The following is a 25,317-nucleotide window of genomic DNA, read 5'->3' as shown; positions in this document are numbered from 1 at the left end:
CCGCACGTAACAACGCTCCTGCCGAGGTAATGTGATGGACGTGCTCGAACGCATCGACCAACAGGTCAAGAACAACCCCGTCGTCATCTACATGAAGGGGACGCCGCAGATGCCCCAGTGCGGCTTCTCCATGCGTGCGGCGCAGGCGCTCGGCAGCACGGGCGTGCCCTTCGCCTACGTCAACGTGCTGCAGGACCCGGAGATCTTCGAGAACCTGCCGCGCTATGCGGACTGGCCCACGTTTCCGCAGATCTACATCGACGGCGAGCTGGTGGGCGGCTGCGACATCACGCTCGAGATGTACGAGAGCGGCGAGCTCAAGACCATGATGGAAGGGGCCGCCGCCAAGGCCGAGGGCAACGACAGCGCCGCCTGAGCGCAGCCCCGTCCCAGAGTCCGGTCCGGGCTCGAACCCGAGTCCGGCCAGATTCGCACCGGACCCCGGTCGCCCTGTCTTGGCCGGGGTCCACCTGCCCATCGAAGCTGAGGTCCTGGGCTCAGCCTCCGGGCGGGTCCGCCAGCTCCCCCCACCGGTTGACGATGCCGCAGAACAGCGCCGCCGTCTTGTCGGCGTCGTAGATGGCCGAATGCGCCTCGGCGTCGTCCCAGCCGAGTCCCGCCGCCTGCGCGGCCTTTGCCAGCACCGTCTGGCCATAGGCAAGCCCGGCCAGGGTCACGGTGTCGAAGACGCTGAAGGCGTGGAAGGGATCGCGCTTGTAGCCGGTGCGCTCCACCGCCGCCTTCAGGAAGCCCAGATCGAAGTGGGCGTTGTGCCCCACCAGGATGGCCCGCGTGCACCCCTGACTGCCCACCGCCTTGCGTACCGGATTCAGCACCTGGCGCAGCGCATCGCGCTCCGATACGGCGTCCCGGAACGGGTGCTCCGGGTCGATCTTATTGAAGGCCAGCGCGCGTGGGTCGAGCTCCGCGCCGATGAAGGGCAGCACGTGGCACGCCAGCCGTTGCCCGGGCACCAGGCGCCCGTCCGCGTTCATGCGGATGATGACGGCTGCGATCTCCAGCAGCGCATGGCGGCGGGCATCGAAGCCCGCCGTCTCCACGTCCACCACCACCGGCAGGAAGCCGCGGAAGCGCTGGGCGATGCTCGGCGGCGCATCGGGGTCGGGCAGGGTTGGCACCTCTGGGTCCATGCGGGCAGCATACGGAGTCGCTGCGCTGAACGCCAAGCGGAAACGCAGGCCTGCTGCCGGGACAGCTGGGCGTGGCGGCTGGCGCAGCCCGCTTGCGGGCGCTTGCGGCGCACGCCGACGACGACAATGACAACACACCGAGGAGGAGTCCATGTGCCACGCCGATGCGCGCAGGCAGACGCGTCCGTGGTGGCTGCTGCTGGCGCTGGTGGCTCTGGCCGGCGCCGCCGCCGCGCAGCCACCGCTGCCGCAGCCACGCGGCGAGGGCCTGCTGTTTGAGCTGACGCCGCCCCGCGGCGGCGCACCGGGCTGGCTGTTCGCAACCATCCACAGCGAGGACCCGCGGGTGCTGCAACTGCCGCCGCCGGTGGAGGCGGCCTTGAGCGCGGCGGATGCGCTGGTGTTGGAAGTGGTGCCGGATGCGGATTCCGTGCGCGCGGCAGCGGGCGCCATGCGCCTGCCGGAGAATACGGAGCTGCGCGATCTGCTGGCTCCGGAGCTGTACCGGGCCTGTGTGGAGGCGCTGGCGGCACGCGGCATGCCCGAGGGCGTGCCGCGCAAGCTGAAGCCCTGGGCGGTCATGACGCTGCTCAGCATGCCGCCGGCGCGCACCGGGGAGTTCCTGGACCGACGCCTGTACCAGCGCGCCCAGGCTGACGCCAAGCCCACCCTCGGGCTTGAGACCTCGCAGGAGCAGCTCGCGGTGTTCGAGGCGCTCACCATCGAGGAAGAGCGCGCGCTGCTGCGCGCGGCACTCGCGGCCCAGGACGAGCGCAAGCGCGTGCTCGAGGCACTCATCGACGCCTACCTGCGCGGGGCACTGGGCGAGCTTCTGGCCTTGAGCGATGACCGTACGCCAGGGATCGCGCCGGCGCTGCAGCAGCGTCTGCGGGAGCTGCTGATCCGCAGCCGCAACGCCCGCATGTTGGAGCGCATCCAGACGCTGCCCGCGGACCGGCGTCATTTCATTGCCGTCGGCGCATTGCACCTGCCGGGGGCGGGCGGCCTGCTCGCCGGCCTGGAGGCTGCCGGATATGGCGTGCGGCCCCTGTACTGAGGGCCGCGCACGCGGCGCGGGTCGGTGCGCACACGCCCACGGCATGCGGGGTGGCACGCCGACGCTGTGTTACCATCCGCGGCGCCGTGCCGCAGGGAGCCGGCCAATCCCGGGGAGACAGAGTGCACATGGGCAGATGGCTCGACCGCGCCGCCACCGTGCTGCTGACGGTGTCGCTCTTCGTCGGCGGTTGCGCTTCGGTACCACCCGAGTACCGGGATCCACGCGATCCCTGGCAGCCGTTCAACCGGGCCGTGTTCAAGTTCAACACGGACTTCGACAACGCCTTCCTCAAGCCCGCGGCGCAGGCCTATCAGTTCATTACGCCGGAGCGCCTTGACGAGGGCATCACCAATTTCTTCAACAACATCGCCGACGCCACATCGGCGGTGAACAACGTGCTCCAGTTCAAGCTCTCCCGCGCCGGCAGCGATGTGGGACGGGTGTTCGTCAACACCACCGTCGGCTTTGTCGGCTTCTTCGATGTGGCGAGCAACGTCGGTCTGCCGAGCTACAAGGAGGACTTCGGGCAGACCCTGGGCTATTGGGGCTTTGGTGCCGGTCCCTATTTCATGCTGCCGATCCTGGGGCCGAGCACCGTGCGCGACACCTTCGGCCTCGCCGGCGATATCGTGCTGGACCCCTTCTTCAGCCTGGAAGAGGACGAGATCTACTGGGGCTTCGTCACACTGCGCGTGATCGATCGTCGTGCCGGTCTGCTCACCGCGGGTGAGCTGGTTGATGAGGCGGCCATCGATCGCTACACCTTCGTACGTGACGCCTACCTCCAGCGGCGTCAGAATCTCGTGCACGACGGCAATCCGCCGGAGAGTGACGAAGAGGACGTGATCTGGGAAGATTCGCCGCCGGCCGCGCCCTGAGTGGCTGCTGTGCGATCATTGGTGCCCCGGGGCGGGCGGTTCGGTGCGGTTGCTGTCCGGCGGCGGCAAGATGTTGGAAACCAGATGGTCATGCGCTCGCCCGGCAGATGCCGATAGACTGCTCGTGACGGTGGCCTGAGCGTCGGGGCCTGGAGTGTCAGGTCTCTTTACAGAGCGCACACGTTTGTCGGTCGCCGGGCCTGCATCGTCGGCGCAATGACGCGCTGTCATCGCCCGCCGGCTGTTGTAACGCATTGCAGCACAGAGCCTTACGCGGGTAGGCGGTAGACAGCCGGGGCAATGGTCTGATTCGTGCATGCTTACGGGCATGCGGCGGCGGCCTGGGCCGCTGGTGTAAACTTCTGGGATCATATACGGACTGCGAGGCGGCAATCGATGTTCGACCACCAACCAGCGTTGAGGCGCGGCGCAGCGGCAGTGCTGACCTGTGCGGCGTTGCTCGGCGCTGGCACCGCATCGGCCAAGATCTTCACCACCAGCGAAAGCGTCCAGGATTTTCGCTTCGATCAGGACAGGGTGCTTTACACCACGCCCTCGCTGGACCAGGTGTCCTGGGAGCTCACGGAAAGCAACCAGATCGTGATGACCTCCATCGACGAGGCGGAGCTTCGGACCGGCCTCGGCAACGACGGTGAGGCGGTCGGCACGCTGAACCTCGGCGGCGGCATGGGCCCCGACGGCTACCAGGGCCAGTACGAATACACGATGTTCGGGAGTCTGGTCCCAGCGGAGCAGACCTCCACCGGCGATCTGGTGTGGGGCTCCCTCGATGCCATGCAGAGCGCGCCGGATGAGCAATCCCTGGCGTTCCTGTTCAGCGGCGGGCCCGCCACGGGCAGCGCGGGCACGCTGTACCAGAGCGTCGGGATCTTCGCGGTGGTCTACGGCATCAGCGATATGGACTGGCTGGCCCAGTACGTGCGGGGCGGTCAGAGCCCGTTGGCGTTCACGACTGCGGCGGTTGAGGGGCCGGATAACCTGCCGGCTGCGCCGCTGCCGGCGACGCCTCTGCTGCTGCTCGCCGGCCTGCTCGGTCTGCGGCTGGCCCAGCGGCGCCGTTGACGGCACCTTACCTGGCCCACCTGCCGAGCCCGCTTCACGCAACTCCCACCTGACGCGTCGGCACCCGCCGACGCGCGCACGCGCCGGAGCCACGCCGCGAGCCATCGCCAACCGGCCCGTTCCGCCCGCAATCCGCGGCGCCGGCGCCGTTCGGCCATCCACGCCCGCCGTCCCCCGCCGGATCATCCAGCGGCATGCTCGTCCGGGCCGACGACAGTGTTGCGTCGTTGCTGCCCAGGCGCCGAGGGGGTGCCCGCTGGCCCTCGTCGCATGACGGCGTCTGCACGCCTCCGCCGAGCCGCCAAGTCCCACACCGGTCGCCGCGCTGCGGACAAGCCACAGAGGCGGCGCTAAACTGTCTTTATCGACAGTTTCTTGGCCGTCCCCGCGTGGTTTCCACATCGTCTCCGCCCTACGCGGAGCTTTACTGCCGCAGCTGCTTCAGCTTCCTGTCGGCGGCGTCGCAGCCGCAGGAGCTGGTGCGCACTGCCGCCGGGCTCGGCTACCAGGCGCTGGCCATCACCGATCTCTGCTCGCTGGCGGGGGTGGTGCGCGCCCACGAGGAAGCCAAGGCCCAGGGCCTGAAGCTCCTCATCGGCAGCGAGCTGCCCATCGCGGACGGCCCGCGGCTGGTGGCGCTGGCGGCGGACCTGGCGGGCTATCGCAACCTCGCCCGGCTCATTTCCCGTGCCCGCCGGCGGGCGCCCAAGGGCCGGTGGCGGCTGCTCGCCGAGGATCTGGACGACGGACCGGACGGCTGCGTCATCCTCTGGCTCGCGGCCCCCGACGCCCCGGAGGGCGCCGAGGACGAATGGGGGCACCGCCTGGCGGCGCGGTTCGCCGGCCGCTGCTGGATCGGCGTCGCGCTGCATCGCACCGGGAACGACGCGGCACGGCTCAAGCGGCTGCGCCGGCTCGGGGCGCGTATCGGGCTGCCGCTCACGGCCGCCGGCGGCGCGCTGATGCATGTGCCGGAGCGCCGGGCGCTGCTGGACGTGATGGCCGCCATCCGCAGCGGCACCAGTGTTGCGGAGGGTGCCGCCGAGCGCCAGAACCGCGAGCAGTACCTGCGCCCGCTGGATGTGCTCGCGCGCTTCTACCCCCAGGACCTGCTGGCTGAGACCACCCGCATCGCCGCGCGCTGCGGCTTCACGCTGGATGCGGTGCGCTACGAATACCCGCAGGAGCTGGTGCCCGCGGGCGAGACGCCGAGCTCCCACCTGCGCAGGCTCACGCAGCAGGGCGCTGCCGAGCGTTTTCCTGACGGCGTGCCGGACAAGGTGCGCGGGCAGATCGCGCACGAGCTCGGTCTGATCGAAGAGCTGGCCTATGCGCCCTTCTTTCTCACGGTGCACGACATCGTGCGCTTCGCCCGCAGCCGCGGGATTCTGTGCCAGGGGCGGGGCTCGGCGGCCAATTCGGCAGTCTGTTACTGCCTGGGGATCACCGAGGTGGACCCGGCGCGCATGGACATGCTGTTCGAGCGCTTCGTCTCCCGGGAGCGGGGCGAGCCGCCGGACATCGACGTGGACTTCGAGCACCAGCGCCGGGAGGAGGTGATCCAGTACGTCTACGCCAAGTACGGCCGCGACCGCGCCGCGCTGGCAGCCACCGTGATCTCCTACCGCCCCAAGAGCGCCGTACGCGACGTGGGCAAGGCGCTCGGCTTCTCGGCGGATCAGGTGGACCGGCTCGCGCGCAACATCAACTGGTGGGACGGCCAGCAGGTGCCGCCGGAGCGGCTCCGCGAGGTGGGCCTGGACCCCTTCAACCCGCAGATCCTGACGCTGATGCGCCTGGTGCACGAGCTGGTGGGCATGCCCCGGCACCTGTCCCAGCACGTGGGCGGCTTCGTCATCGCCCGCGGGCGTCTGGACGAGCTGGTGCCCATCGAGAACGCCGCCATGGACGGGCGCAGCGTCATCCAGTGGGACAAGGACGACCTGCACGCGCTCGGGCTCCTGAAGGTGGACTGCCTGGCGCTCGGCATGCTGAGCGCCATCCGCCGCGCGCTCGGGCTGGTCAACGCCCACCGCGGCAGCGCCCTGACCGTTGCCGACATCCCGCCTGAGGACCCGGCTGTCTACGCCATGATCCAGCGCGGCGAGACCACCGGCGTGTTCCAGATCGAGTCCCGCGCGCAGATGGCCATGCTGCCGCGCCTGAAGCCCGCCTGCTTCTACGACCTGGTCATCGAGGTGGCCATCGTCCGCCCCGGGCCCATCCAGGGCGACATGGTGCATCCGTATCTCAGGCGCCGGCAGGGCCTGGAGCCCGTGACCTATCCCTCACCGGCGGTGGAGGCGGTGCTCGGGCGCACCCTGGGCGTGCCCATCTTCCAGGAGCAGGTGATCCAGGTGGCCATGGTGGCGGCCGGCTTCGACGCCGGCGAGGCGGACCAGGTACGCCGCTCCATGGCCGCCTGGCGCCGCCGCGGCGGGCTGACGCACATCCGCGGGCGGCTCATCGACGGTATGGTGCAGCGTGGCTACAGCAAGGCATTCGCCGAGCAGATCTACAAGCAGATCCTGGGCTTCGGCGAATACGGCTTCCCGGAGTCCCATGCCGCGAGCTTCGCGCTCCTGGTCTATGTGTCCGCCTGGCTCAAGCACCATGAGCCCGCAGCGTTCTTTGCGGCGCTGATCAACAGTCAGCCCATGGGCTTCTACGCCCCGGCACAGCTGGTGCGGGAGGCCCGCCGGCAGGGTGTGGAGGTGCGGGCAGTGGATGTGCGGGCGAGCCATTGGGACTGCACGCTGGAGCCGCGGACGCCGCAACCCGGGCAATCACAGGACGGCCAGCCGGCGCTCAGGCTGGGTCTCAGGCTGGTGAAGGGCTTGTCCCAGGCGGGCGCCGGGCGCCTCGTCGCCAGCCGCGCCGAGCCCGGCTGGCAGACCCTGGACGAGCTGCGCGAGCAGGCACAGCTCGACAAGCGCGACCTCAAGGCCCTGGCCGGTGCCGATGCGCTGGCGGGCCTCGCCGGCAACCGCCACCAGGCGGGCTGGCGCGTGTCGCGTCAAGGCGTTGCGGCGGCGGTGCAGCGCCCACGGGCGGGCGTTGCCGAGCAGACCACGCTGCCGCTGCCGCTGCCGCCCGAGCCTGCGGTGCCGCTGCTGCCTAGGCCCACGGAGGGCCGTGACATCGTCGCCGACTATGCGAGCCTGGGGCTCAGCCTGCGCCGCCACCCGCTGGCCCTGCTGCGCAGGCGCCTCACCGAGCTTGGCCTTGCCACCGCCGAGGCCGTGCACGCCACCGAGCCCGGCGCCACCGTCAGCACCGCCGGCCTGGTCATCAACCGCCAGCGCCCGGCGTCCGCCAACAACGTCACCTTCGTCACCCTGGAGGACGAGACCGGTCAGGTGAACCTGGTCATCTGGAAACGCCTCGCCGAGCGCCAGCGCCGCACCCTCATCGGCGCCCGGCTCATGGGCGTGCAGGGCGAGATCCAGCGCGAGGCGGGCGTCACCCACCTGGTGGCCAAGCGGCTGCTGGACTACTCGCACCTGCTGGGCGGGCTGGTGATCAGGTCGCGGGACTTCCACTGACCGTCGCTCAGTGGCCCGCGGGTGAATCGTCGAGCCTGGGCTGAGGGCCGGCGGCAAGGTGTCGGAGCGCCGTCCCCTCGCCGCAATGCCCGCCGATGAAGTCCCGCGCCGCATCGCGCAGTTGTACCGCCGCCTGCCAGTCGTCGCCGGTGGGCTCGAGCGGCGCGCCGATGCTGATGGCGACCCGTCCCCAGTGCGGGAAGAAGGTCTCGCCGGGGTAGAGCTCCCGGCTGCCGCGGATGGCCACGGGCAGCACGGGCACGCCGGTGCCGGCGGCGGCGATGAAGGCGCCCATGCGTAAGGGCAGCAGCCCGGGCTGGCGGCGGAAGGTGCCTTCCGGGAAGAAGCCGAGCGGGCGGCCGGCAGCCAGTGTCGTGCGGAAGCGGCGCATGTCCTCGGCCCCGCGCAGCAGGTCGAAGCGATCCACGAAGAGGCTGTCCAGCCGCTGCATGGGCCAGCGGATGAAGCTGTTGCTGCGCAGGCGCTCGGCGGCGATGAAGACCACGGGCCAGCGCACCGGATCGACGGCCTGGATCAGCAGGCCCACGTCCAGATAGCTCTGGTGGTTGGACACCAGCACGAAGGGCCGGCCCGGGGGCGGGATGTGCGCGCGGCCCTGGACCTTGAGCGGCACAAGGCAGAGCCGCCGCAGCAGGCCCACGCCGGTGCGGGCAAACCACCAGCGCAGCCGCAGTCGCGGTGCCGCCACCATGCCGAGCCAGCAGGGCGGCGCCAGCAGCGCGAACAGCAGCCAGGCCCAGCCGGCGAAGGCGAGGGCCGGCAACCGCCGCAGGGACCGCTGCGCCAGGTGGCCGAGCCCGGCGGCACCCACGCGCAGCAGCTGCCAGGCGGGCTTGGGGGCGCCCGCCGTGAGCTTGCCTGCGGCCCAGCGCTCCCGGGCGCTGCCGCGGCGGAGCTTGCCGCTGGAGGTCTTGGGGATGGCCCGCGGCGGCGCCAGCAGGATCTCCTCCGGCGGCAGGCCGAGCACCTCGGTGGCGCGCTCGCGCACGCGTCGCGCCAGGGTCTTGCGCCGGGCGGGGTCGCGCTCGCGGGTCTCGGCCACCAGCACCAGCCGCTCGCTGCCGCGCTGCGGGTCCGGCGCGGCGAAGGCGACGACGCAGCCCTTGCGCACGCCGGGCAGCTCGCCGATGGCCTGCTCCAGCTCGTAGGGGTAGAGGTTGCGCCCGCCGCGGATGATCATGTCCTTGACCCGTCCCGTCAGGTGCAGCTCGCCGTCGGCGAGGTAGCCGCGGTCGCCCGTGTCGTGCCAGCGCTCGCCGTCCTGCACCTGGATCAGGCGCGCGGTGGCCTCCGGGTTGCGGAAATAGCCCTGGGTGGCGGACGGCCCCTGGAACCAGACGCGGCCTTCCCGGCGCTCCGGCAGTGCGCGGCGCTGCGCATCCACGATGCGCAGCCCATAGCCCGGCAGCGCTCGCCCGCAGCTCACCACGCGCTGGGCGTCCGGGTCGTCGCAGGGCACCGGCAGCGCGCTGCCGGTGGTGGCGAAGCGCTCGCGGTCGATGCAGTCGATGGCAGGCCCGCGGCTGGCGGGCGGAAAGGTGAGGCCGACGGCGGCCTCGGCGAGGCCGTACACCGGCGCCGGCGCCTCGGGCCTGAGCCCGCAGCGGGCGAAGCGCGCGGCGAAGCGCTCCAGCGTCTGTGGGCTCACGGGCTCGGCACCGTTCAGGGCCCGGCGCCAGCAGCTCAGGTCCAGGCCCCTCAGCTCATCGTCGTGGATGCGCTTAAGGCACAGCTCGTAGGCGAAGTTGGGCGCCGCGGACAGGGTGCCGCGGTGGCGGTGGATGGCCGCAAGCCACTTGAGCGGACGCGCCAGGAAGGCGAGCGGGGACATGGACACCAGCGGGATGCCGAAGTAGAGGCTGCCGAGCCAGGCGCCGATGAGGCCCATGTCGTGGTAGAGCGGCAGCCAGCTCACGAAGACATCGTCCGGACTCGCCGCCACCGCCTCGCACATGGCGCGGATGTTGGCGAGCAGGTCGGCATGGGTCAGCACCACGCCCTTCGGCTGCCCGGTGCTGCCGGAGGTGTATTGCAGGAAGGCGATGTCATCCGCCTGCCGCAGCCTTGGTGCTTGCAGGGGCGCGGCGGCGGCGAGGTCCGCCGGCGTCAGCACCGCCCGCAGTGACGGTACCCAGGCCCGCAGCAGGCGTGCCACCAGGCGCGCCGCCGGCACGGTGAGCAGCAGCACGGCGCCGGCGTTGGCAAGGATGCCGGCATGCCGGCGCAGATGATCCTCCAGCAGCGCCGGGCGCGCCGGCGGGTAGATGGGCACGGGCACGCCGCCCGCGAGCAGCACGCCGAAGAAGCCGGTGAAGTAGTCCATGCCCGTCGGCAGCATCAGTGCCACGCGCTGGCCGGGCTCCAGACCCGCCGCCGTGAGGCCGCCGGCGACGCGCAGGGCGCCCTGGCGGAGTGCAGCGTAGGTGATGGGCTCGGGGTCCGGCGCGTCGCCGTAGAGCAGGATGTGCACCTGGCTCGGCGCGCGCTCGGCGTACCAGGCCAGCACCTCCGGCAGGGTCTCGGCTGCGGCCGGGACGGCGTGCGCTCCTGCGGCTGGTGCGGCGGCTGCCGGTGCACTGGCTGTTGGCGGCGGCGCCTCGGCCCGCACCGGGCCGGCGGCGACCGGGCGCAGCAACGCGAGCAGCTCCCGGGGTGTGGACACCAGCAGGGCCTCATCCGGCAGCCGTCGGTCCAGACCGCGCTCGACCCGGGCGATGAGCTCCGAGCGGCCCAGGCTGTCCAGACCCAGGTCCGCCTCCAGGCGGGTATCCAGGCTCACGGCGTCCCGCGCGATGTCGAGCCCGGAGTCCAGAGCCAGCCCGCGCAGGATGTCCAGCAGTCGCTCGGCATCCGGTGCCGGTGTTGCCGGCGGCTCCGTTGTCGGCGCTGCCGGGGCAGCGCCCGGCGCTGTCTGCGGCTCGGTGGGTGCCGGCATCAGTGGCTGGGCCGGAGGGGCTCGCGGCCGCGCTGCGGCGGTGGCCGCCGGTAGAGTGCGTCCAGGGCCGGCGCGAACCTCGCCATCAGCGCATCGCGCTTCAGCTTCATGGTGGGCGTGATCAGGCCGTTGTCGATGGTCCAGGGGGTACGGGTCAGGTGCAGGCCGTGCACCTGGGCGTGGTGCGGGAAGTCCCGCAGCCGGTGGTCCACCTTGTCCTGTGCGGCGGCGAGCACGAAGGGGTCGGTCAGCGCGGCGGGGTCCTCGGCGTCGTGCCCCAGCTTGTCCGCGAGCTGCCGCCATGGCTGCTCGGCGAGCACCAGTACGGCCGTCAGATACGGGCGGCCTTCGCCCACCACCATGGCCTGGTCGAACAGCGGCTCCATGGTGAGCGCCGTCTCCATGTCCGTGGGCGGCACCTTCTCGCCGGTGGAGGTGACGATGATCTCCTTGAGCCGCCCGCGAATGCGCACGAAGCCGTCGGCGTCCATGGCGCCGACGTCGCCGGTATGCAGCCAGCCGTCGGCGTCGATGGCCGCTGCCGTGGCCTCCGGCTGGCCCCAGTAGCCTTTGGTGACGTTCGGACCGCGGACAAAGATCTCCTGCTGCGGGCCGAGCTTCAGCTCTACGCCCGGCATGGGCAGGCCGACGCAGCCCGGGCGGAAGCGCTCCAGCTCCACGTTGGTCACCACCGGGCCCGCCTCGGTGAGCCCATAACCCTCCGTGAGCGGCACGCCGAGTGCGACGAAGCATTTCGCCACGGTTTCCGACAAGGGTGCGCCGCCGCTCACCGCCACCCGCAGCCGCCCGCCGAGGCGTTCCAGCACGGGTGCCGCCACCAGCCGCCGCAGCAGCGGCCAGAGCAGCCGCGCCAGCGGACCCGGCGGCGCCCGGCGCCCCTGCGCGGCGGCGAAGCGCCGCCAGCCGATGGCCAGGGTGGCTTCGAACAGCAGGCGCTTCAGGCCAACGCGCCCGAGCTTCTCCTGGAGGGCGAAGTAGATCTTGTCGTACACCCGCGGCACCGACAGCAGCACCGTCGGGCGGATGGTCAGCAGGTCCTCGCGCAGCTGCTCGATGGAGCGGGCATAGGCCACGGTGCAGCCCGCCATCATGGGCAGGTAGTAGCCCACGGTGCGCTCGAAGGCGTGTGCCAGCGGCAGGAAGGACAGAAAGACGTCATCGGGCCGCGCCGGGATACGCACCAGGATGGCCTCGGCGTTGCTCAGGATATTGCGGTGGGAGAGCATCACGCCCTTGGGCGGGCCGGTGGTGCCGGAGGTGTAGACCAGTGTGGCCGTGGCGTCGGGGTCGGCGTCGGCGTGCTCGACGGGCCCGTCCGCGGCGTCCACGGCGGTGGCGGCGTAGGGTGCGGCGTCGCCGTCGCTGCGCCCGGGCAACCAGTCCTGCATGCTGCACACGCGGGCCTCGTTGCAGGCACCGGTGCGGCTGCGGCAGAGCACGCGCTTGAGCGCCGGCAGCGGCGTGCCGTGCTCCAGCAGCGCCTGCCACTGGGCATCGCTGTCCAGCAGCAGCAGCCGCGCGCCGGAGTCGGCGAGGATGTGCGCCATGTTGCCCGGGCTGTCGGTGGTGTAGAGGGGCACCGTCACCAGGCCCAGCGCCAGGGCCGCCTGGTCGAAGCAGACCCAGTCGATACCATTCGGCAGACTCAGGGCCACGCGCTCGCCGGGTGTCAGGCCCTCGCCCGCGAGGCCCGCGCGCCAGCGTGAGACGGTGCGGGCTATGTCGGTCCAGCTGTGGGCGCGCCAGGCCCCGTCAGCGAAGTCGCGGTAGGCCACAGCGCGGGGCGTGCGGTCCACACGCTGCGCGAAGAGCCCCGCAAGGGTGCGTGCGCCGGCGGCCGGGATCGGCCCTGCTGCGGACTGCCCCTGGCTCTGCGGCAAGGCACCGCCGGATGCCGGTACCGCAGCAGCGGGGGTCCCGTGCTTGCTGGTGATTGGAGCGTGATCGGGCACAGATGCGTTCACGACTGTCCCCCGCCGCCGCCGGGCGGCAGTGCGGTACGGCGGCGGCAGCCAAGCGTTTCAGGTCTGTTTCGAGTATAGGCCCGCAGCGCGGCGGGGCCGGCTGCGCAGGGCGCCGTGCGACTGCCCGGGGGCGCTCGGGTGACGCGCGGTCGCCCCGGACGGCGCTGCGGTTGCCCGGGCCGGCCGCCGGTGGGGGGGGTCTGTGCAGAGGGCTCCGCCGGGGCCGGCGGCGCACTCCGTCTGTACATCGACGATGGCGCCGAAGGCGCCGCCCATCGTGTAAAGCCAGCGCTGTGCGCGCGGATCGTCCAGCAGGTGGGCCTGCAGCCGGAAGCTGGTCCAGCGGGCGATGGCTATGACGTGGTCGGGTGTGGCCCAGCCCTGCCGGAGACTACCGCGTGCCGCGGTGGTGCCGAGGGGCAGTCACAGGTCCCGGGCCAGGCGGAACCCGAAGAACTCGCGGAAATAGTGGTGCGAGAGCGGCACCCGCTGCGACACCCGCAGGTCGCGGGGCTCGAAGTTGTAGGAGCCGCCACGGACGATCCGGCTGTGGCAGTCGCCGTTGTCTTCATCCTGCCATGCGCCGCCGTCCAATGGTGCGCCCGCGTAGTCAGGATGCCAACAATCCAGCACCCATTCGAAGACGTTGCCCGCGGTGTCGTACAGGCCGAAGGGGTTTGGCTTAAGCGAGCCGACGGGGATGGTCCTGACGGCGAAGCCGTCGATGTCCAGCGTCGTGGTGCAGCCGGCACAGTTCGCCACATCCGCTGTCACGGCGCAGTTGGGCTCGGTGTCTTTGCACCACCAATGGCGGCCGGTGGTGCCGCCCCGCGCCGCGTACTCCCACTCCGCCTCGGTGGGCAGCCGGTAGGGCTCGCCCGTGCTTTCGGCGAGCCAATGCGCGTAGGCGGCGGCGTCGTCCCAGGAGACATTGATGATGGGGCGCCGCTCCCGGCCCCAGCCCTCGTCGGGCGGCACCGGCCGGCCGGTGAGACGGGCGAACAGCTCGTACTCGTCGAAGGTGACCTCATAGCGGCCGATGGCGAACGGCCGGGCCAGGCTGACCCGATGCCGGGGCTGCTCATTGGCTGCGGCAACCGGGTCGCCGGGGACGCTGCCCATCCAGAAGGACTGCGGATGGGGCGGCTCACCCGGTCGCAAATCGATCATCTCGGGCTGTTTGAGGATCCAGCCTGCCTTGCCCGCCAGCACGTACAGGGCCATCGCCGGGCGCATCTGCGTGCGCTCGATCCAAAGGGCGAAGGTTGCCAGGATGCCGGCGCCGACCAGGAGCACCGCGAGGCCGCTCAGCGCACCCAGAAGACGCATCCGGGCCATGCGCATGCTGAGCCGCAGGTAGCGCTCTGCGCACGGGCTCAGTGCCGCACAGCCTTTCAGCAGCGTGCGAAAGGCCCGCAGCTCGCGGCCGCGGGCGAGCCCCGTCTGACCGGCGCCGAAGCCGGACGCCAGGCGTTCCAGGAGCTGGCGCAGCTCCAGCTCCTTGCGGGCGGCCTCCACCCAGGTGCTGAGCTTCGCCCAGTAGGGGTTGCCGTTGCGGTCGCTGCGCAGCAGCGCCTCGTGGGCCAGGTCCACGCACACCTGATCGTCATGCGCCGCTGGCGTGCTGGCGTCCGCCGGCGCCGATGTGGCTGCTTCGGGCCTCGCGGCGCGCGGCGGGGCGACCCTATCCTCGTTGTCCGAGGCCGACTTGGCGCCCTCGGCCGCCGCCGGTGCGCCCTCGCTCGCGTGCGTCGAGAGGCTGATCAGCCGCGGCGCTGCCCAGGCCTGCTCCGGTGTGCCCGCGGCGCGTCCGCCGGCGAGCCGGTAGAGCACCTGCTCGGCCGCAGGGCCGCCCCGCGCGGCGCGCAGTGCCGCCGCCTTGCTGATGGTCCGCCGCACCGCCTGCCCGTGCGGGATGGGCTCCACCAGGGCCAGCAGCAGGCAGCGGGCGCGCTACTCGCCGTCCGCAGGCCCCAGGGTCGTCAGCAGGCGGTCGGCGCTCGTGGCCAGTGCCCCGCCGACGCCGCCGAGCTCGGTGTACAGGTGCCTGCTCAGCACGCCCTCGGGGCTGCGCCGCTGCCACATGAGCCGGAGCAGGTTGGCCACCAGCGGCAAGGCACCGGGCTCGTCCGCGGCCTCGGCGACGATCTCCTGCGGGAGCTCCTCGTCGCTCCAGCGCAGGCCCGCGGCGCGGACCGCGCTCCCGACGACGACGGTCAGCCCCCGGGCATCGATGGGCAGCAGCAGGTAGCGGCCCATGCTGCTCTCGGCGAGCATGCGGCGCAGCTGGGGCAGCTCGCACAGCCGATGCAGGAAGTCCGTGCGGATGGTGGTGATGAGGTGCAGGGGGCCGTCGAGATCTGCCAGGGCGTTGCCGAGCAGCGCATCGAAGCGCGTGCGCAGGTCCGGGTCCCGGACCAGGGTGAAGAGCTCCTCGAACTGATCCACCACCAGCACGACGTCGTGGTCCGGCGGCACACGGCGCCGGTCGCGCAGCGCGAGCAGGAGCGCACGGCCGGCGTCATCCGTGCTGTCCCGAAAGGCGCGATCCAGGGTCTGGACATCGACGCCGAGGGGCTCTGCCAGCGTGGTCGCCAGGTTGAGCAGCGGCTGGGTGCCGGGCCGCATGGGCACGGCGATATCCCAGTGCAGGTTCGGCCGGCGACCCTCGTCCTCCCCGAGCCAGCCGCCGCTGATGGCGGGGAGCAGCCCCGCGCGCACCAGGGACGATTTCCCTGTGCCACTGCCGCCTTCCACCTGCAGCCAGCGGTTGTAGCCGCCGCCGGGGGTCGGGCCAAAGAGCTTGAGTGCCTGCAGGGTCTCGAGCTCGCGGCCGAAGAAGAAGGGGGCATCCGCGCGCTGATAGGCCTCCAGGCCGGGGAAGGGCTCCCGTTCCGTGGTCTGCGCGGGGACGGCTGGGGCAGGCGGCCGCGGTCGCTGCAGGGCCTGCGCCAGGGCTGTGAAGTCCGCCGCCGACGGATCGAGCGGGATGGCACGGGCCTGCACCGTGGCGAGGAAGGGTGGCAGATCCTCCGGGCGCACGCCGGGCAGGAGGAGGGTGAAGATGGGCAGGCCGTCATCGACATGGCGCTTCAGCGCGACGTCCAGCTCCAGCTTGACCCAGCGCCGGATGCCGCTCCTGCCGACGAGAATGAGATAGGCCGCGGCCTGGGTGAGCCCCTGTTGCAGCTCGTCGATCCAGTTGCCGCCCCAGTCGATGCGCCCGCGGTCCCACCAGACGCTGACGCCGGCCTCCAACAGGCCGGCGACCACCATGGCCGCCGTCTCGGCATCGGCGCCGGCATAGCTCAGAAAGGCCGTGCTGTGCTGCGCTGCCATGGTCGGCGGCTCGCTGCTCGGGTCCCGCAGGGTCGCTGGGTGCGCCTGGGTGGCGCAGGTGGCGCAGGTGGCGCGTGCTGTGACGGGCGCGGCGGGGGGCACGGATGCAGTTGCCGCGCCGTCTCACCCGTCCGGCGCGGCTCATGCAGTCCCTGCGTGCGGGCGACCCGCGCGGCTAAGGGCCACACACCACGCGGCACTCGCCCCCAGGCGGCAGATCGACGCCGGGCCCGATGACGCGCGCGTCGCCGTCCTCCAGCGTGCGCAGGGTGTCCTGGCGGTTGCGGCTGTCCACCGCCGCGTCCGATGCAACGGTCTGGTCGTCCAGGAAGTTCTGCGTCTCGATGGCGGTCAGGACCGCATGCATGTCCGCAACCAGCGGCAGGCTGCTAGCCGTTTGCGGCAGGCCCCGCCAGGCCGGGGTCGGACCACGGTCGGTGCCCGCGAGGCTGGTGAGGGTCCGGTCGAGCCAGGCCCGTTCCTGCAGCAGCGGAAAGTCTTCGATGCGGCCATCCGGTGTGAAGCGCAGACACTGCTCGTTTGCGGTCACTTCCGCGCGTGCGCCCGAGCGGCTGTGTGTCCCCCGGAGCGTCTTGCCGAAGATCAGGCAGGCGACACTGTCCTGTGCAGCGTCGCGGCTGTCGACCAGGATAATGGCGCCCGTGCCTTCCACCGTGCCGAGCGGGGTGTCCACCAGCAGGCGGCCGGCGTCGGCCTCGGTGATGTCGCCGCCGACGAGCTGCATGATCCCGAGCAACCGCAGCCTGAGCTCACCGGCGCGCCGGACCGGGCTGTAGGTCCAGCGCGTGATGTCGAGCCTGGAGCTCGGCCCGAGCGTGGTCCCCGTATTGTCGACAAAGAGCAGATGGGTCCTGCCGTCGGCGCCGGTCAGGATGGATTGACCCTGCACCAATCGGGCGCCCCGCGCGAGGTCCTGCGCAGGGGCGCCGGCGATGCTGCTGGTGACCTGGGGCTGCACGGAGGCAACCGCGCCGGCGATCTCCTGGGCCCCGGCGGCGCCGGACAGCACGGCCATGAGCGCCAGTGCAAGCGTCGCCGCTGCGGATGCGTGCAGTGCCACCGCCGCCGACGCACGGCATTGGGTCTTGTGCATGAATGACACTCCCTCAGAACTGGCGCCGCACGCCAACCGTGACCAGCGTATTGCTTGCGTCGTAGTTGGGAAGGTTTGAATTGCGCTCGGCCTGCTCGGCACGCAGCTCCAAGGCCCAATCCTTGGCGAAAGGGGCGCTGCCGACGATGCCCAGGCGCCATTCGTCATCGCTGCGGGTCAGGTTGGGTGCGATGGCCGGATCGGCACCACCGTAATCCGTGGTGCGCCACAGGGCGTAGGGTGTCACCGCCATGGCCGGGCGGTCCGGGAAGAGCAGGTTGCGCACCCGGAACAGATAGCGCAGCGTCGCCTCCAGCTGCTCTTCCTCATACCAGGGGCGGCCCGCATTCATTTTGCGACCGAGCAGCCGCAGGCCCAGGACCTGACCGGGGACGATCTCGTGCGCGAAATCCAGATCCAGTCGGTGCTCATCGCCGGCCCGCGCGGCGCCGTCGATGAAGGCGTCATCGGAGAAGTCGCGATGACGGAACTGGTAGGTCGCCGTGACAGCGCTTCTGGGGCCGTGGCGAAAGCCGAAATCGATGCCGAGACCCAGGGTCTTCTCATCCACCGCGTCATCGAAGTAGGAGACGAGGCCGATGGCGTGCGGACGCACCCGCCAGCGCCTGTGCTCCCGCGCCGGGCGCTCGTATGCCGGCCCCGTGGTGAGCTCGATGACGCCATAGCTCAGGCTGCTGTCCTCGGCGTACAGGGCACCGTAGAGGTCGATGTCGGAGGCGAGGACCACCTGCGGCGAGAGGCGATAGCGGTGGTGGATGCCGGAGCTGACCTGTGCATTGTTGTCGGCCTGCTCGTCGAGCGCGTCGGGCACCGCGATGCGCAGGCCGCCGGCCAGAATCTCATTGGATTCCGAGGACAGGCTCGGATTCGTCTGGTAACGCAGACCGAACAGCACGAAGCCCGACCAACGACTGCGGCTCGCTTCTGCCGCCGCGGAGCGCAGATAGTCCTCGGCGGTATCGGCGATGTTGCGGTTGCCGCCTGCGAGCCGCCTGGCGCGGCTCAGGTAGGACTCCGCCACCGTGGGCGCGCCCATGCGCAGGTAGAGGGCGCCGAGGGTGAGCAGCAACGCGGGCTCCTCGCCGGCCTCCACCAGAAAGCCCTCCAGCATGGCGGCCGCGGCCTCGAGCTCGCCGGCTTCAATGGCCTCGCGTGCACGGATCAGCACGGTGCGGGCCTCGCTGGCCGAAGCGCTTGCGCGCACCGGTGTTGGCGCGGCGGCGGCGGATGGCGGGGTGTCAGCGTGGACGGCGGCCGCCAGCGTCAGCGTCGCAAGCGCAATGGCGATGGGCGTGCAGCCCGCTCGAAAAAGGCGCATTCCTGAGACCTCCCGTCGCTGTTGAGCGCAGTGGTCTGTCTGCGCGGCCAGGCCGAGCATCGGCCTGCGGCGTCAGCGGGGAGCACCCCGGCAATGTCCTTCAGGCCGATGAATGACCGGCGGCCAGGGCAGCGTGACGATATGACGTCCCGCGGCAAACAATCGTGACACGGCGGCGCAATGCGCGATTGTGTGACGCCGTGGCACCCTGCGCTGCCAAGGTCATTCGCGCATTCCCATTGCTGATCGTCTCATCCCCATTGATGAGTGGTGAATGAGACTGCGGCTTGCGAGCCACACTATAACAGCCGCTGCGCAGCTTCCCGTCGGTGGACTTCCGCGCTCCGCCTTCGGGGAAAGACAGCGTTGCTGGAACTGTGTGTGCTGCCGCGGCATGCGGCGGCGGGGGGAGCCAGGGGCTGTCAGCGGGCGTGGTGCGGATTTGCGGTATCCGTGCCCTGATCGATGCGCCGGATCAGGGCATCGAGATCGGCGGCCTTATTCGGGTCGAGGCGCTTGGCCTCGGTGAAGGCGGCTTTGGCCGGGCCGTTCCGGCCGCCGTGCAGATAAGCCATGCCGATGCCGATGAAGGCAGCGCTGTTGTCGTTGTCCAGCGCAATGGCCTGCTGAAACTGCTTGATGGCCTCGCTGTAGCGCTGGCCCAGCAGGTAGGCGCCGCCGAGGCGGGTGTGGGCGAGGGTGGAGCTCGGGTCTGCTGCGATGGCCTGGTGCAGGGTGGCGATGGCCGCGTCTACATCCTGCTCAGCGAGCTGGCTCTCGCCGCGGCTGACGAGCTCGGCGGTGGTGGCGGCCTCGGCCTCTGCGGCCAGCGCCGCCGTGAGCAGGGCGACGGTGAGTGCCGTGACGATTCTCAGTGTACTCAGCATTTTGTCCTCCAGGTAGCGATGTCTGGGGCGCTGTGGGCGTGGGAGGGGCATCCCTGCCGCGATGCCTTCCAGGGCAGTGGCAATTGCCCGTCGCGGCGAGGACGCCGCTCCCACGTGCAGGCCCTACTTCAGTGCCCCTTCACCATAGCGCTGCTCGAAGGCGGCGCGCACCTTCTCGATCTGCTCCTTGCCCATGCCGCTGAAGTACCAGTCGTGGCCCTCGATGGGCTTGAAGTGCTCCTCCAGCAGGGCGACGGCGTAGTCCTCGTTGCCGTCCTTCTTCATGACGGTCTCCTTCAGCTCGGGAATCCACTTGAAGTAGGTGTGCTTGGCGACGTCGTAGATGCCGTGCCACCAGGTGTAGTCCGGACCGCTCATGCTGGCGCCGTGGCGGGCACGCCGACCCTCGTGGTGCCAGATCTCCCACCAGGTCCATTCGATCTTGTCGTCGAAGGGCGAGCTGGTGATGTAGCCGCCGTCCTTGAGCTTGCCCATGATGGCCGCGATGGGCTTGGCGAACTTTTCGTTGTAGAGGACCACCACGTCGTCGAACTGCTTGTAATGGCCGTCGATGACGCTCTGCTCATGGCAGGCGTAGCAGACGTCCTCCATCTTCCGGCGCCGGTCCTCCCAGGTGAGCACCTCCACCACCGTGGAGCCGCGGGCCTCGTCGCCGACCGCCGGGATCTCCTCGCCTTCGGGCACGTCGAACTCGTTGCCGTCGTCCAGCTTCACCAGATTGATCTTGGTGGAGATGGGCGGCCTGAGCGTCCATGAAATGCGCTCGCCGACGTTATGCGTGCTGGCCTCGTTGGGGGCTGCGCTCATGTGGCAGGTGGCGCAGGTGGGGGCGGCGGTGTAGTCGATGCCGGCGACCCACTTGTCCGACTCCAGGTTCATCTCCGCCACCTTGGCGCGGTAGATGATGCCGTGCTTGGACTCGTTGTAGACCTCGATCTGCGGATGGTCCGGGCCGACGTGGCACTTGCCGCAGGTGTCCGGCGTGCGCGCCTGGGCCTTGCTGAAGCGATGGCGCCCGTGGCAGGCGGTGCAGGAGCCCAGGGACCCGTCCGGATTGATGCGGCCGATGCCGGTGTTGGGCCAGGTGCCGGGCTTGGGCCGGCCGACCTCTTTGCGGCTGCCCTCGGTGACGAACTCAAGCTTGCTGCCGTGGCACTGCTTGCAGCCGGCGTTGACGGCCGCCGGGCCGCCGACCACCTCGCCCAGCAGGTTGTCCAGCGATCCTAAGATCTGTCCGCCCTTGGCGTGGTGGGAGCCGTCCATCTCCTCGAATTCCTTTTCATGGCACTTGGAGCAGTCCTTGGGCGTGACGACGATGGAGACATAGGTGTCCTCGTGGCGCCAGGCGTCGATCTCGCCTTCCTTCGCCTCGTGGCAGTCCAGACAGGTGACGCCGTTCTGGCCGTGCTGGCTGTGGTTCCACTCCCAGTACAGGCCCGGGTTCTCGCTCATGTGGCAGTCCACGCACTCCTGCCCCTCGGGGGCGCCCCAGTCCACGCCGGGCTGACCTGCCGGGCGGACCGCGTGCGCCTGGGCGGCGAACAACAGCAGCAGCGCCAGCAGGGACAGGGTGCGGAGCGCATGACAGGGAATGCGCAGGACCGGGGGCGGCAGCGGGCCGCAGCTTGAATGCTTCATCTGGCTATCCTCGGACGTTGAGAGAGGGTCACACCCCGCAGGGGCAGCGGGCAGCCTGCGGGCAGGTGCATCGGCCACCGCGGCCGTCCCATCGGGACCCTGCGAGTCTTGACCGTGGATGGGCTGCCGACCTTGAGGCGGCTCAAGGCCGTGGTCAGGGGGGCCACTGACAGGCCGCGCATTGACAGGTGTCAATCCATGCTGCGACGGGCGATGCAGATCATGGGCTTTGTCAGGGCTCTGACAGGTGCCGGCTTCTGCCGATACTGCTGCCGACGCCGGGCCGAGCAGAGCTCGGCGCCCCCAGGTGGCCGAGCCAGGCGCGGCCTCCTGAAAAAAATACGGTGACGGTATATTGAACTGAATACTCAGCGTCCAAAGACGAGGGACCGAAGACAAGGGGTCGAAAGAAAAGGGGACGAAGAAAAGGGGACGGTATACTTTACTGACGAGTCTCTTGTTCGGCACCTGCGGCGCTGCCCCAACCCTGTGCGGCATGACGCTGCTGCTGCTGACCCCTCGCACCGGTGCGGCATCCATGCGCCGAGCCGGATCAATCCCGGCGTCGGAACAGCCCGGTGCCGCCCGAGCGCTGCGCACTCGCCAGAATCCCCGCGGCGATCAGCACCGCCCCCAGGGCGTGGAACCATGCGAGCCGCTCGCCCAGCACCAGCGTCCCGAGCAGAATCCCGAACACCGGCACCAGATGCATGTACTGCCCGGTGCGGTTGGCGCCGAGCTCCGCCACAGCACGGTTCCAGAAAACGTAGGCCAGCACCGACGGGAACAGCGCCACGTAGCCGATGGCGGCGAGGTTGGCCACATTCAGCGTGAGCCCGATGCCGCGACTGAGCTCCCAGGCGTAGAGTCCGGCCAGCGGCGGCAGCCCGAGCGCCACCAGCGCGGTCAGGAAGGCCACGGGGCTGAGCCCGGCCGGGCGCCGACGCAGCAGCACGGAGTACAGCGCCCAGTCCAGCGCTGCGACGAGGACCCAGGCATCGCCCGGGCTGAGCCCGATGTGGAGAAGCCGCGCCGGCACGCCGTCGGAGACGATGAGCCAGACGCCCGCGAGCGACAACGCAAGCCCCAGCAGCACCGGCAGGCGCAGCCGCTCACCCAGCAGCAGGAAGGACAGCGCCACGATGAGCACAGGGGTGGCCGAGGACAGCAGCAGCGCGTTGCTGGCCGTCGTCTCCTGAAGACCGCTGTAGACCAGGGTGTTGTAGCCGGTGATGCCGAACAGGGCCAGGATCAGCAGCAGCCGCCAATGCCGGCCGAGCAGCGCGCGCTGGCGCCACAGCGCGGGCAGGCCGAAGGGCAGCAGCAGCCCCAGCGCGAGCGTCCAGCGCCAGAAGGACAGCGCCAGCGGCGGCAGGTCCGCATGCAGCGCCCGCGCCAGCACGAAGTTGCCGGCCCAGAACAGCGGCGGCAACGCCGCGAGCAGCCAGATGGGGGGGCGCGTCAGGCGCATGGGCGCGGCTCCGGGCATGCAGGTCAGGGGGAAGCATCGCGGCGCGGCCAACCGCCGAGCCGACAGGGTCGTTCCGGCGCCGGCGGGCGAGGCGAGTGTGAGCTGCCGCAGCCCGCCGGTCGCGACCGGCGCCGTCAGCGCGCCAGCCTGTGGTCTGCGCAACAGGGGCAAATCCGCGACAACCGCTGCATTCCTGCCACGCCATCCCAATGATGTGCCATAATCACGTTACTTTGCCCCGTGGAAACAAACGGCTGGCGGGAAGACTTGAGATGATTTCGCAAACCAAGGCACGCCGCATGCTCGCCGCGGCCGTCGCGGTCTGCGCGCTGCTCGCCGGCATTGCGCCGGCGCTCGCGGGTCCGGACATCCGCTCCGCGGTGGCACTCATCATCGACCACAACGGCAACCGTCTCTACAGCCGCAACGCCAAGGAAGTCCGGCCCATCGCGAGCATCACCAAGCTCATGACGGCCATGGTGGTGCTGGATGCCGAGGTCCCGCTCGACGACCCGGTCACCATCACCGAGCAGGACCGCGACCGCATGCGCTGGAGCCGCTCCAGACTCTATATCGATGAGGCGACGCTGTCCCGACGCGACATGTTGCGTGTTTCCCTCATGTCGTCCGACAACCGCGCCGCGCACGCACTCGGCCGCACCACCTTCGCCGGCGGCACCGAGGCCTTCGTCGCCGCCATGAACCAGAAGGCCCAGGCGCTCGGCATGCGCGACAGCCGTTTCGCGGACACTTCCGGTCTCGACGCGCGCAACGTGTCCACCGCCGAGGACCTGGTGCGGCTCATCCATGCCGCCTCCCAATATCCGCTGATCCGGGAGATCACCTCCACCGGTGAGTTCACCGCCCATCCCTACGTGGAGACCAAGCGCGGGCCGCTTCAGTATCGCAATACCAACCCCCTGGTGCGCGACAGCCGCTGGACCGTGGAGCTCAGCAAGACCGGCTACATCCACGAGGCCGGCCGCTGCCTGGTCATGCAGGCCGTCGTCGCCGACCGGCGGCTCTACATCGTCCTGCTCAACGCCCAGGGCAAGCTCACACCGGTGGGGGACTCGAACCGGCTGCGGGACTGGCTGCGCACCAGCGGCGATCAGCGCACCGCCGGGCTCGATCCGAGCCGTCGCTGACCGGCCACGCCATCGGCTTCGCAGCCGCCACCCCGGCATCCGACACCGCACCGGCCGCATGCAGCTCCTTGTGGACATCGGCAACAGCAGCGTCAAATGGGCGCTGCAGGCCGGACAGGGTGGGGCGCTCGAAGGCTTCGGCTCCGCGCTGCACAACGGCGCCCTGCCGCTGGACCTGCTCGCCGTCTGGGACGAGCTGAGCCACATCGACGCCGTTATCGCCGCGGGCGTCGGCCCCCAGGCGGTGAAGGACGCGGTCACCCAGGTCTGCACGTCCCGCTTCGCCCGTACCCCCAGGTGGATCAGGACCCAGGCGCAGGCCCAGGGCATCCGCATCGCCTATCCCGTGCCCGAGCGCCTCGGCGTCGACCGCTTTCTCGCCCTCATCGCCGCCCACCGCCTGAGCCGAGCGGCGGCCGAGCCCGCCCCCGTCCTCATCGTTGATGCCGGCACCGCCGTCACCTACGACCTGCTCGACACAGCCGGGCAGCACCTGGGGGGACTTATCCTCCCCGGCATCCGCATGATGCGCACGAGCCTCCTCACCGGCACCCAGATCCCGCTCCACGAGCCCGTCGACGCCGACCTCCCCTGGGCCACCGACACCGGCGAGGCCATCGCCGCCGCCAGCATCCAGGCCCCGGCGGCCCTCTTGGAGCGGCTGCACCGGCGCCTCGCCCACCAAACCGGCACCGCGCCCAGGCTCATCCTCACCGGCGGCGACGCCGAGCGCCTTGCCGCCGCCATCGCCCTCCCGGCGGAGCAGCTCCCGGACCTCGTGCTGCGCGGCCTCGCCGCCGTCGCTGCCGATTGAGGGCGCGGCCCGCCTGACATACAATGTCGCGTTGGTCGCCGGCACCGTCCGGCGCCAGTCCCTCCCCCGCTGGCGTAGCTCAGTTGGCAGAGCAGCTGATTTGTAATCAGCAGGTCGTCGGTTCGAATCCGTCCGCCAGCTCCATGTTTCGAAAGGATCTTGCTGCATTTCCGGAGGCTCAGAAATCCCGCTTTGGCCCAATTGGGTAACTCCCTGGGTAACAACGGCGCTCGCTGGGTAGTGGCAGGGCCGAGCAGACCTTCCGGAGCCGGCGCGAAGGGCCCACGGAATCAGGCGGGCCGGCGGCTTTGTTCAGGTTCCGGCAGATTGTCAGGATCGCTTAGGAACATGACCCAGGTGAGGATGGGTAGGCGGTCCAGCTCGCCGGAGAGGCCCTTGTCTTTGCGCATGATCTGGCGCGCGGACTTGACGATGTTGCCCGGTTGCCGGGCGGTGATCTCGGGTTAGGCCGGCTTCTTGGCTCTTGGCCTGGGGGCGGTGGCTCCTTGATGGTGGGAAGCGGCGGGTGTCGCTTTAGGCTCAGGCCGGAAAGAGGCCCTGCTCGACGAACAGGGATTTGACCCGAGCTCGGAAGCGCTTGCCGTACAGCCGGTGATCATCCGTCTCGTGGCGCATGCGCCCGGCGATGATCTCAGGGGCAAGGTTCAGCTCCCGTGCGAGGGCCTCGACACCGGCGGTGTCGTGGGGGCGTCGCGTCTGCCAGATGGTGGACGGGATCAGTGCCTCGCCGGCCCAGTCGTCGGCCTCGTGTTCCAGTTGCTCGTTGGCCGCGGCGTCCAGGTCGTCCACGAACCAGTCGGTGCCCCCGTCCAGATGCCGGGCAACATGCGCCAGCTCGTGCATCAGGGTGAACCAGAAGTGGTCCAG

General features: G+C 70.5%; 18 protein-coding genes and 1 tRNA gene. 8 read left to right on the top strand and 11 right to left on the bottom strand.

Translation table 11 applies throughout. The features are described 5' to 3' along the window. The first annotated feature begins 34 nt into the window (after nt 1-34). On the top strand, nt 35-376 hold the full coding sequence (gene grxD / locus QZ607_RS01925) for a Grx4 family monothiol glutaredoxin (RefSeq protein ID WP_295879022.1): 342 nt from the start codon (nt 35-37) through the stop codon (nt 374-376). Between the two features lie 121 nt (nt 377-497). Here grxD and rnt read toward each other — a convergent pair whose 3' ends face one another. Continuing rightward, the gene (rnt, locus tag QZ607_RS01920; protein ID WP_295879020.1) at nt 498-1,139 is read right to left on the bottom strand and encodes a ribonuclease T; all 642 of its coding nucleotides are present in this window, start codon (nt 1,137-1,139) and stop codon (nt 498-500) included. Nucleotides 1,140-1,302: 163 nt separating this feature from the next. Here rnt and QZ607_RS01915 point away from each other — a divergent pair, with 163 nt between their 5' ends. From QZ607_RS01915 to QZ607_RS01900, 4 genes are all read left to right on the top strand, one after another. After that, nucleotides 1,303-2,208 carry a TraB/GumN family protein gene (locus QZ607_RS01915; protein WP_295879017.1) on the top strand — a complete coding sequence of 302 codons (906 nt, stop codon included), beginning with the start codon at nt 1,303-1,305 and terminating at the stop codon, nt 2,206-2,208. Nucleotides 2,209-2,336: 128 nt separating this feature from the next. Beyond that, nucleotides 2,337-3,089: a VacJ family lipoprotein gene (locus QZ607_RS01910; RefSeq protein ID WP_295879014.1), complete on the top strand. Its 753-nt coding sequence runs from the start codon at nt 2,337-2,339 to the stop codon at nt 3,087-3,089. 396 nt (nt 3,090-3,485) lie between these two features. Further along, nucleotides 3,486-4,172 (top strand): hypothetical protein, encoded by a 687-nt coding sequence (locus tag QZ607_RS01905; protein WP_295879011.1) that lies wholly within the window; start codon nt 3,486-3,488, stop codon nt 4,170-4,172. 389 nt (nt 4,173-4,561) lie between these two features. After that, a complete protein-coding gene (locus QZ607_RS01900) occupies nt 4,562-7,717 on the top strand; it encodes an error-prone DNA polymerase (RefSeq protein ID WP_295879009.1) in 3,156 nt (1,051 codons plus the stop codon). A gap of 7 nt (nt 7,718-7,724) precedes the next feature. On the opposite strand, the gene QZ607_RS01895 is transcribed toward QZ607_RS01900, so the two are convergent. The 9 genes from QZ607_RS01895 to QZ607_RS01855 all read right to left on the bottom strand — a co-directional run bounded on the left by QZ607_RS01895 (nt 7,725) and on the right by QZ607_RS01855 (nt 22,467). Then, on the bottom strand, nt 7,725-10,673 hold the full coding sequence (locus QZ607_RS01895; RefSeq protein WP_295879006.1) for an AMP-binding protein: 2,949 nt from the start codon (nt 10,671-10,673) through the stop codon (nt 7,725-7,727). Beyond that, entirely contained in the window at nt 10,673-12,574 is a 1,902-nt protein-coding gene (locus tag QZ607_RS01890) for a long-chain fatty acid--CoA ligase (protein ID WP_295879003.1), read from the bottom strand. The genes QZ607_RS01895 and QZ607_RS01890 overlap by 1 nt, the downstream gene beginning before the upstream one ends. A 507-nt stretch (nt 12,575-13,081) precedes the next feature. After that, nucleotides 13,082-14,584 (bottom strand): formylglycine-generating enzyme family protein, encoded by a 1,503-nt coding sequence (locus QZ607_RS01885; protein WP_295879000.1) that lies wholly within the window; start codon nt 14,582-14,584, stop codon nt 13,082-13,084. A gap of 27 nt (nt 14,585-14,611) precedes the next feature. Further along, a complete protein-coding gene (locus QZ607_RS01880) occupies nt 14,612-15,997 on the bottom strand; it encodes a toll/interleukin-1 receptor domain-containing protein (RefSeq protein ID WP_295878998.1) in 1,386 nt (461 codons plus the stop codon). A 175-nt stretch (nt 15,998-16,172) separates the two neighbouring features. Continuing rightward, nucleotides 16,173-17,111: a hypothetical protein gene (locus QZ607_RS01875; RefSeq protein WP_295878996.1), complete on the bottom strand. Its 939-nt coding sequence runs from the start codon at nt 17,109-17,111 to the stop codon at nt 16,173-16,175. Nucleotides 17,112-17,124: 13 nt separating this feature from the next. Next, on the bottom strand, nt 17,125-18,450 hold the full coding sequence (locus QZ607_RS01870) for a hypothetical protein (RefSeq protein WP_295878993.1): 1,326 nt from the start codon (nt 18,448-18,450) through the stop codon (nt 17,125-17,127). Nucleotides 18,451-18,872: 422 nt separating this feature from the next. Continuing rightward, nucleotides 18,873-19,337: a tetratricopeptide repeat protein gene (locus QZ607_RS01865; RefSeq protein ID WP_295878991.1), complete on the bottom strand. Its 465-nt coding sequence runs from the start codon at nt 19,335-19,337 to the stop codon at nt 18,873-18,875. A gap of 123 nt (nt 19,338-19,460) precedes the next feature. Continuing rightward, entirely contained in the window at nt 19,461-20,996 is a 1,536-nt protein-coding gene (locus QZ607_RS01860) for a multiheme c-type cytochrome (RefSeq protein WP_295878988.1), read from the bottom strand. Nucleotides 20,997-21,549: 553 nt separating this feature from the next. Beyond that, complete coding sequence (locus QZ607_RS01855; RefSeq protein ID WP_295878985.1) at nt 21,550-22,467, bottom strand: DMT family transporter; 918 nt, start codon at nt 22,465-22,467, stop codon at nt 21,550-21,552. A gap of 272 nt (nt 22,468-22,739) precedes the next feature. Between QZ607_RS01855 and QZ607_RS01850 the strand changes: the two genes are divergently transcribed. The 3 genes from QZ607_RS01850 to QZ607_RS01840 all read left to right on the top strand — a co-directional run bounded on the left by QZ607_RS01850 (nt 22,740) and on the right by QZ607_RS01840 (nt 24,573). Next, nucleotides 22,740-23,615, top strand: a complete 876-nt coding sequence (locus QZ607_RS01850) for a serine hydrolase (protein ID WP_295878984.1) — start codon at nt 22,740-22,742, stop codon at nt 23,613-23,615. 58 nt (nt 23,616-23,673) lie between these two features. Continuing rightward, complete coding sequence (locus QZ607_RS01845; protein WP_295878981.1) at nt 23,674-24,429, top strand: type III pantothenate kinase; 756 nt, start codon at nt 23,674-23,676, stop codon at nt 24,427-24,429. Nucleotides 24,430-24,497: 68 nt separating this feature from the next. After that, nucleotides 24,498-24,573 (top strand) — tRNA-Thr (locus QZ607_RS01840). 396 nt (nt 24,574-24,969) lie between these two features. Here QZ607_RS01840 and QZ607_RS01835 read toward each other — a convergent pair. After that, nucleotides 24,970-25,317, bottom strand: a 348-nt coding sequence (locus QZ607_RS01835) for an ImmA/IrrE family metallo-endopeptidase (protein WP_295878979.1), incomplete at its 5' end; no start/stop codon positions are given.

Origin of the sequence: uncultured Thiohalocapsa sp. (assembly GCF_913063425.1) — a bacterium.
Taxonomy (GTDB): Bacteria; Pseudomonadota; Gammaproteobacteria; order Chromatiales; family Chromatiaceae; genus Thiohalocapsa.
Note: the sequence above shows the minus strand (reverse complement) of the source record. Positions and strands in the feature narration are given on the sequence as shown.

Bases quoted from the DNA above. Each gene is read 5' to 3' on its own strand.
- QZ607_RS01910 (WP_295879014.1), top strand. From the start codon at position 2,337: ATGGGCAGATGGCTCGACCGCGCCGCCACCGTGCTGCTGACGGTGTCG.
- QZ607_RS01870 (WP_295878993.1), bottom strand. From the start codon at position 18,450: ATGCGCCTTTTTCGAGCGGGCTGCACGCCCATCGCCATTGCGCTTGCG.
- QZ607_RS01915 (WP_295879017.1), top strand. From the start codon at position 1,303: ATGTGCCACGCCGATGCGCGCAGGCAGACGCGTCCGTGGTGGCTGCTG.
- QZ607_RS01895 (WP_295879006.1), bottom strand. From the start codon at position 10,673: ATGCCGGCACCCACCGAGCCGCAGACAGCGCCGGGCGCTGCCCCGGCA.
- QZ607_RS01850 (WP_295878984.1), top strand. From the start codon at position 22,740: ATGATTTCGCAAACCAAGGCACGCCGCATGCTCGCCGCGGCCGTCGCG.
- QZ607_RS01860 (WP_295878988.1), bottom strand. From the start codon at position 20,996: ATGAAGCATTCAAGCTGCGGCCCGCTGCCGCCCCCGGTCCTGCGCATT.
- QZ607_RS01845 (WP_295878981.1), top strand. From the start codon at position 23,674: ATGCAGCTCCTTGTGGACATCGGCAACAGCAGCGTCAAATGGGCGCTG.
- QZ607_RS01875 (WP_295878996.1), bottom strand. From the start codon at position 17,111: ATGCACAAGACCCAATGCCGTGCGTCGGCGGCGGTGGCACTGCACGCA.
- QZ607_RS01905 (WP_295879011.1), top strand. From the start codon at position 3,486: ATGTTCGACCACCAACCAGCGTTGAGGCGCGGCGCAGCGGCAGTGCTG.
- QZ607_RS01865 (WP_295878991.1), bottom strand. From the start codon at position 19,337: ATGCTGAGTACACTGAGAATCGTCACGGCACTCACCGTCGCCCTGCTC.
- QZ607_RS01880 (WP_295878998.1), bottom strand. From the start codon at position 15,997: ATGGCAGCGCAGCACAGCACGGCCTTTCTGAGCTATGCCGGCGCCGAT.
- QZ607_RS01855 (WP_295878985.1), bottom strand. From the start codon at position 22,467: ATGCGCCTGACGCGCCCCCCCATCTGGCTGCTCGCGGCGTTGCCGCCG.
- grxD (WP_295879022.1), top strand. From the start codon at position 35: ATGGACGTGCTCGAACGCATCGACCAACAGGTCAAGAACAACCCCGTC.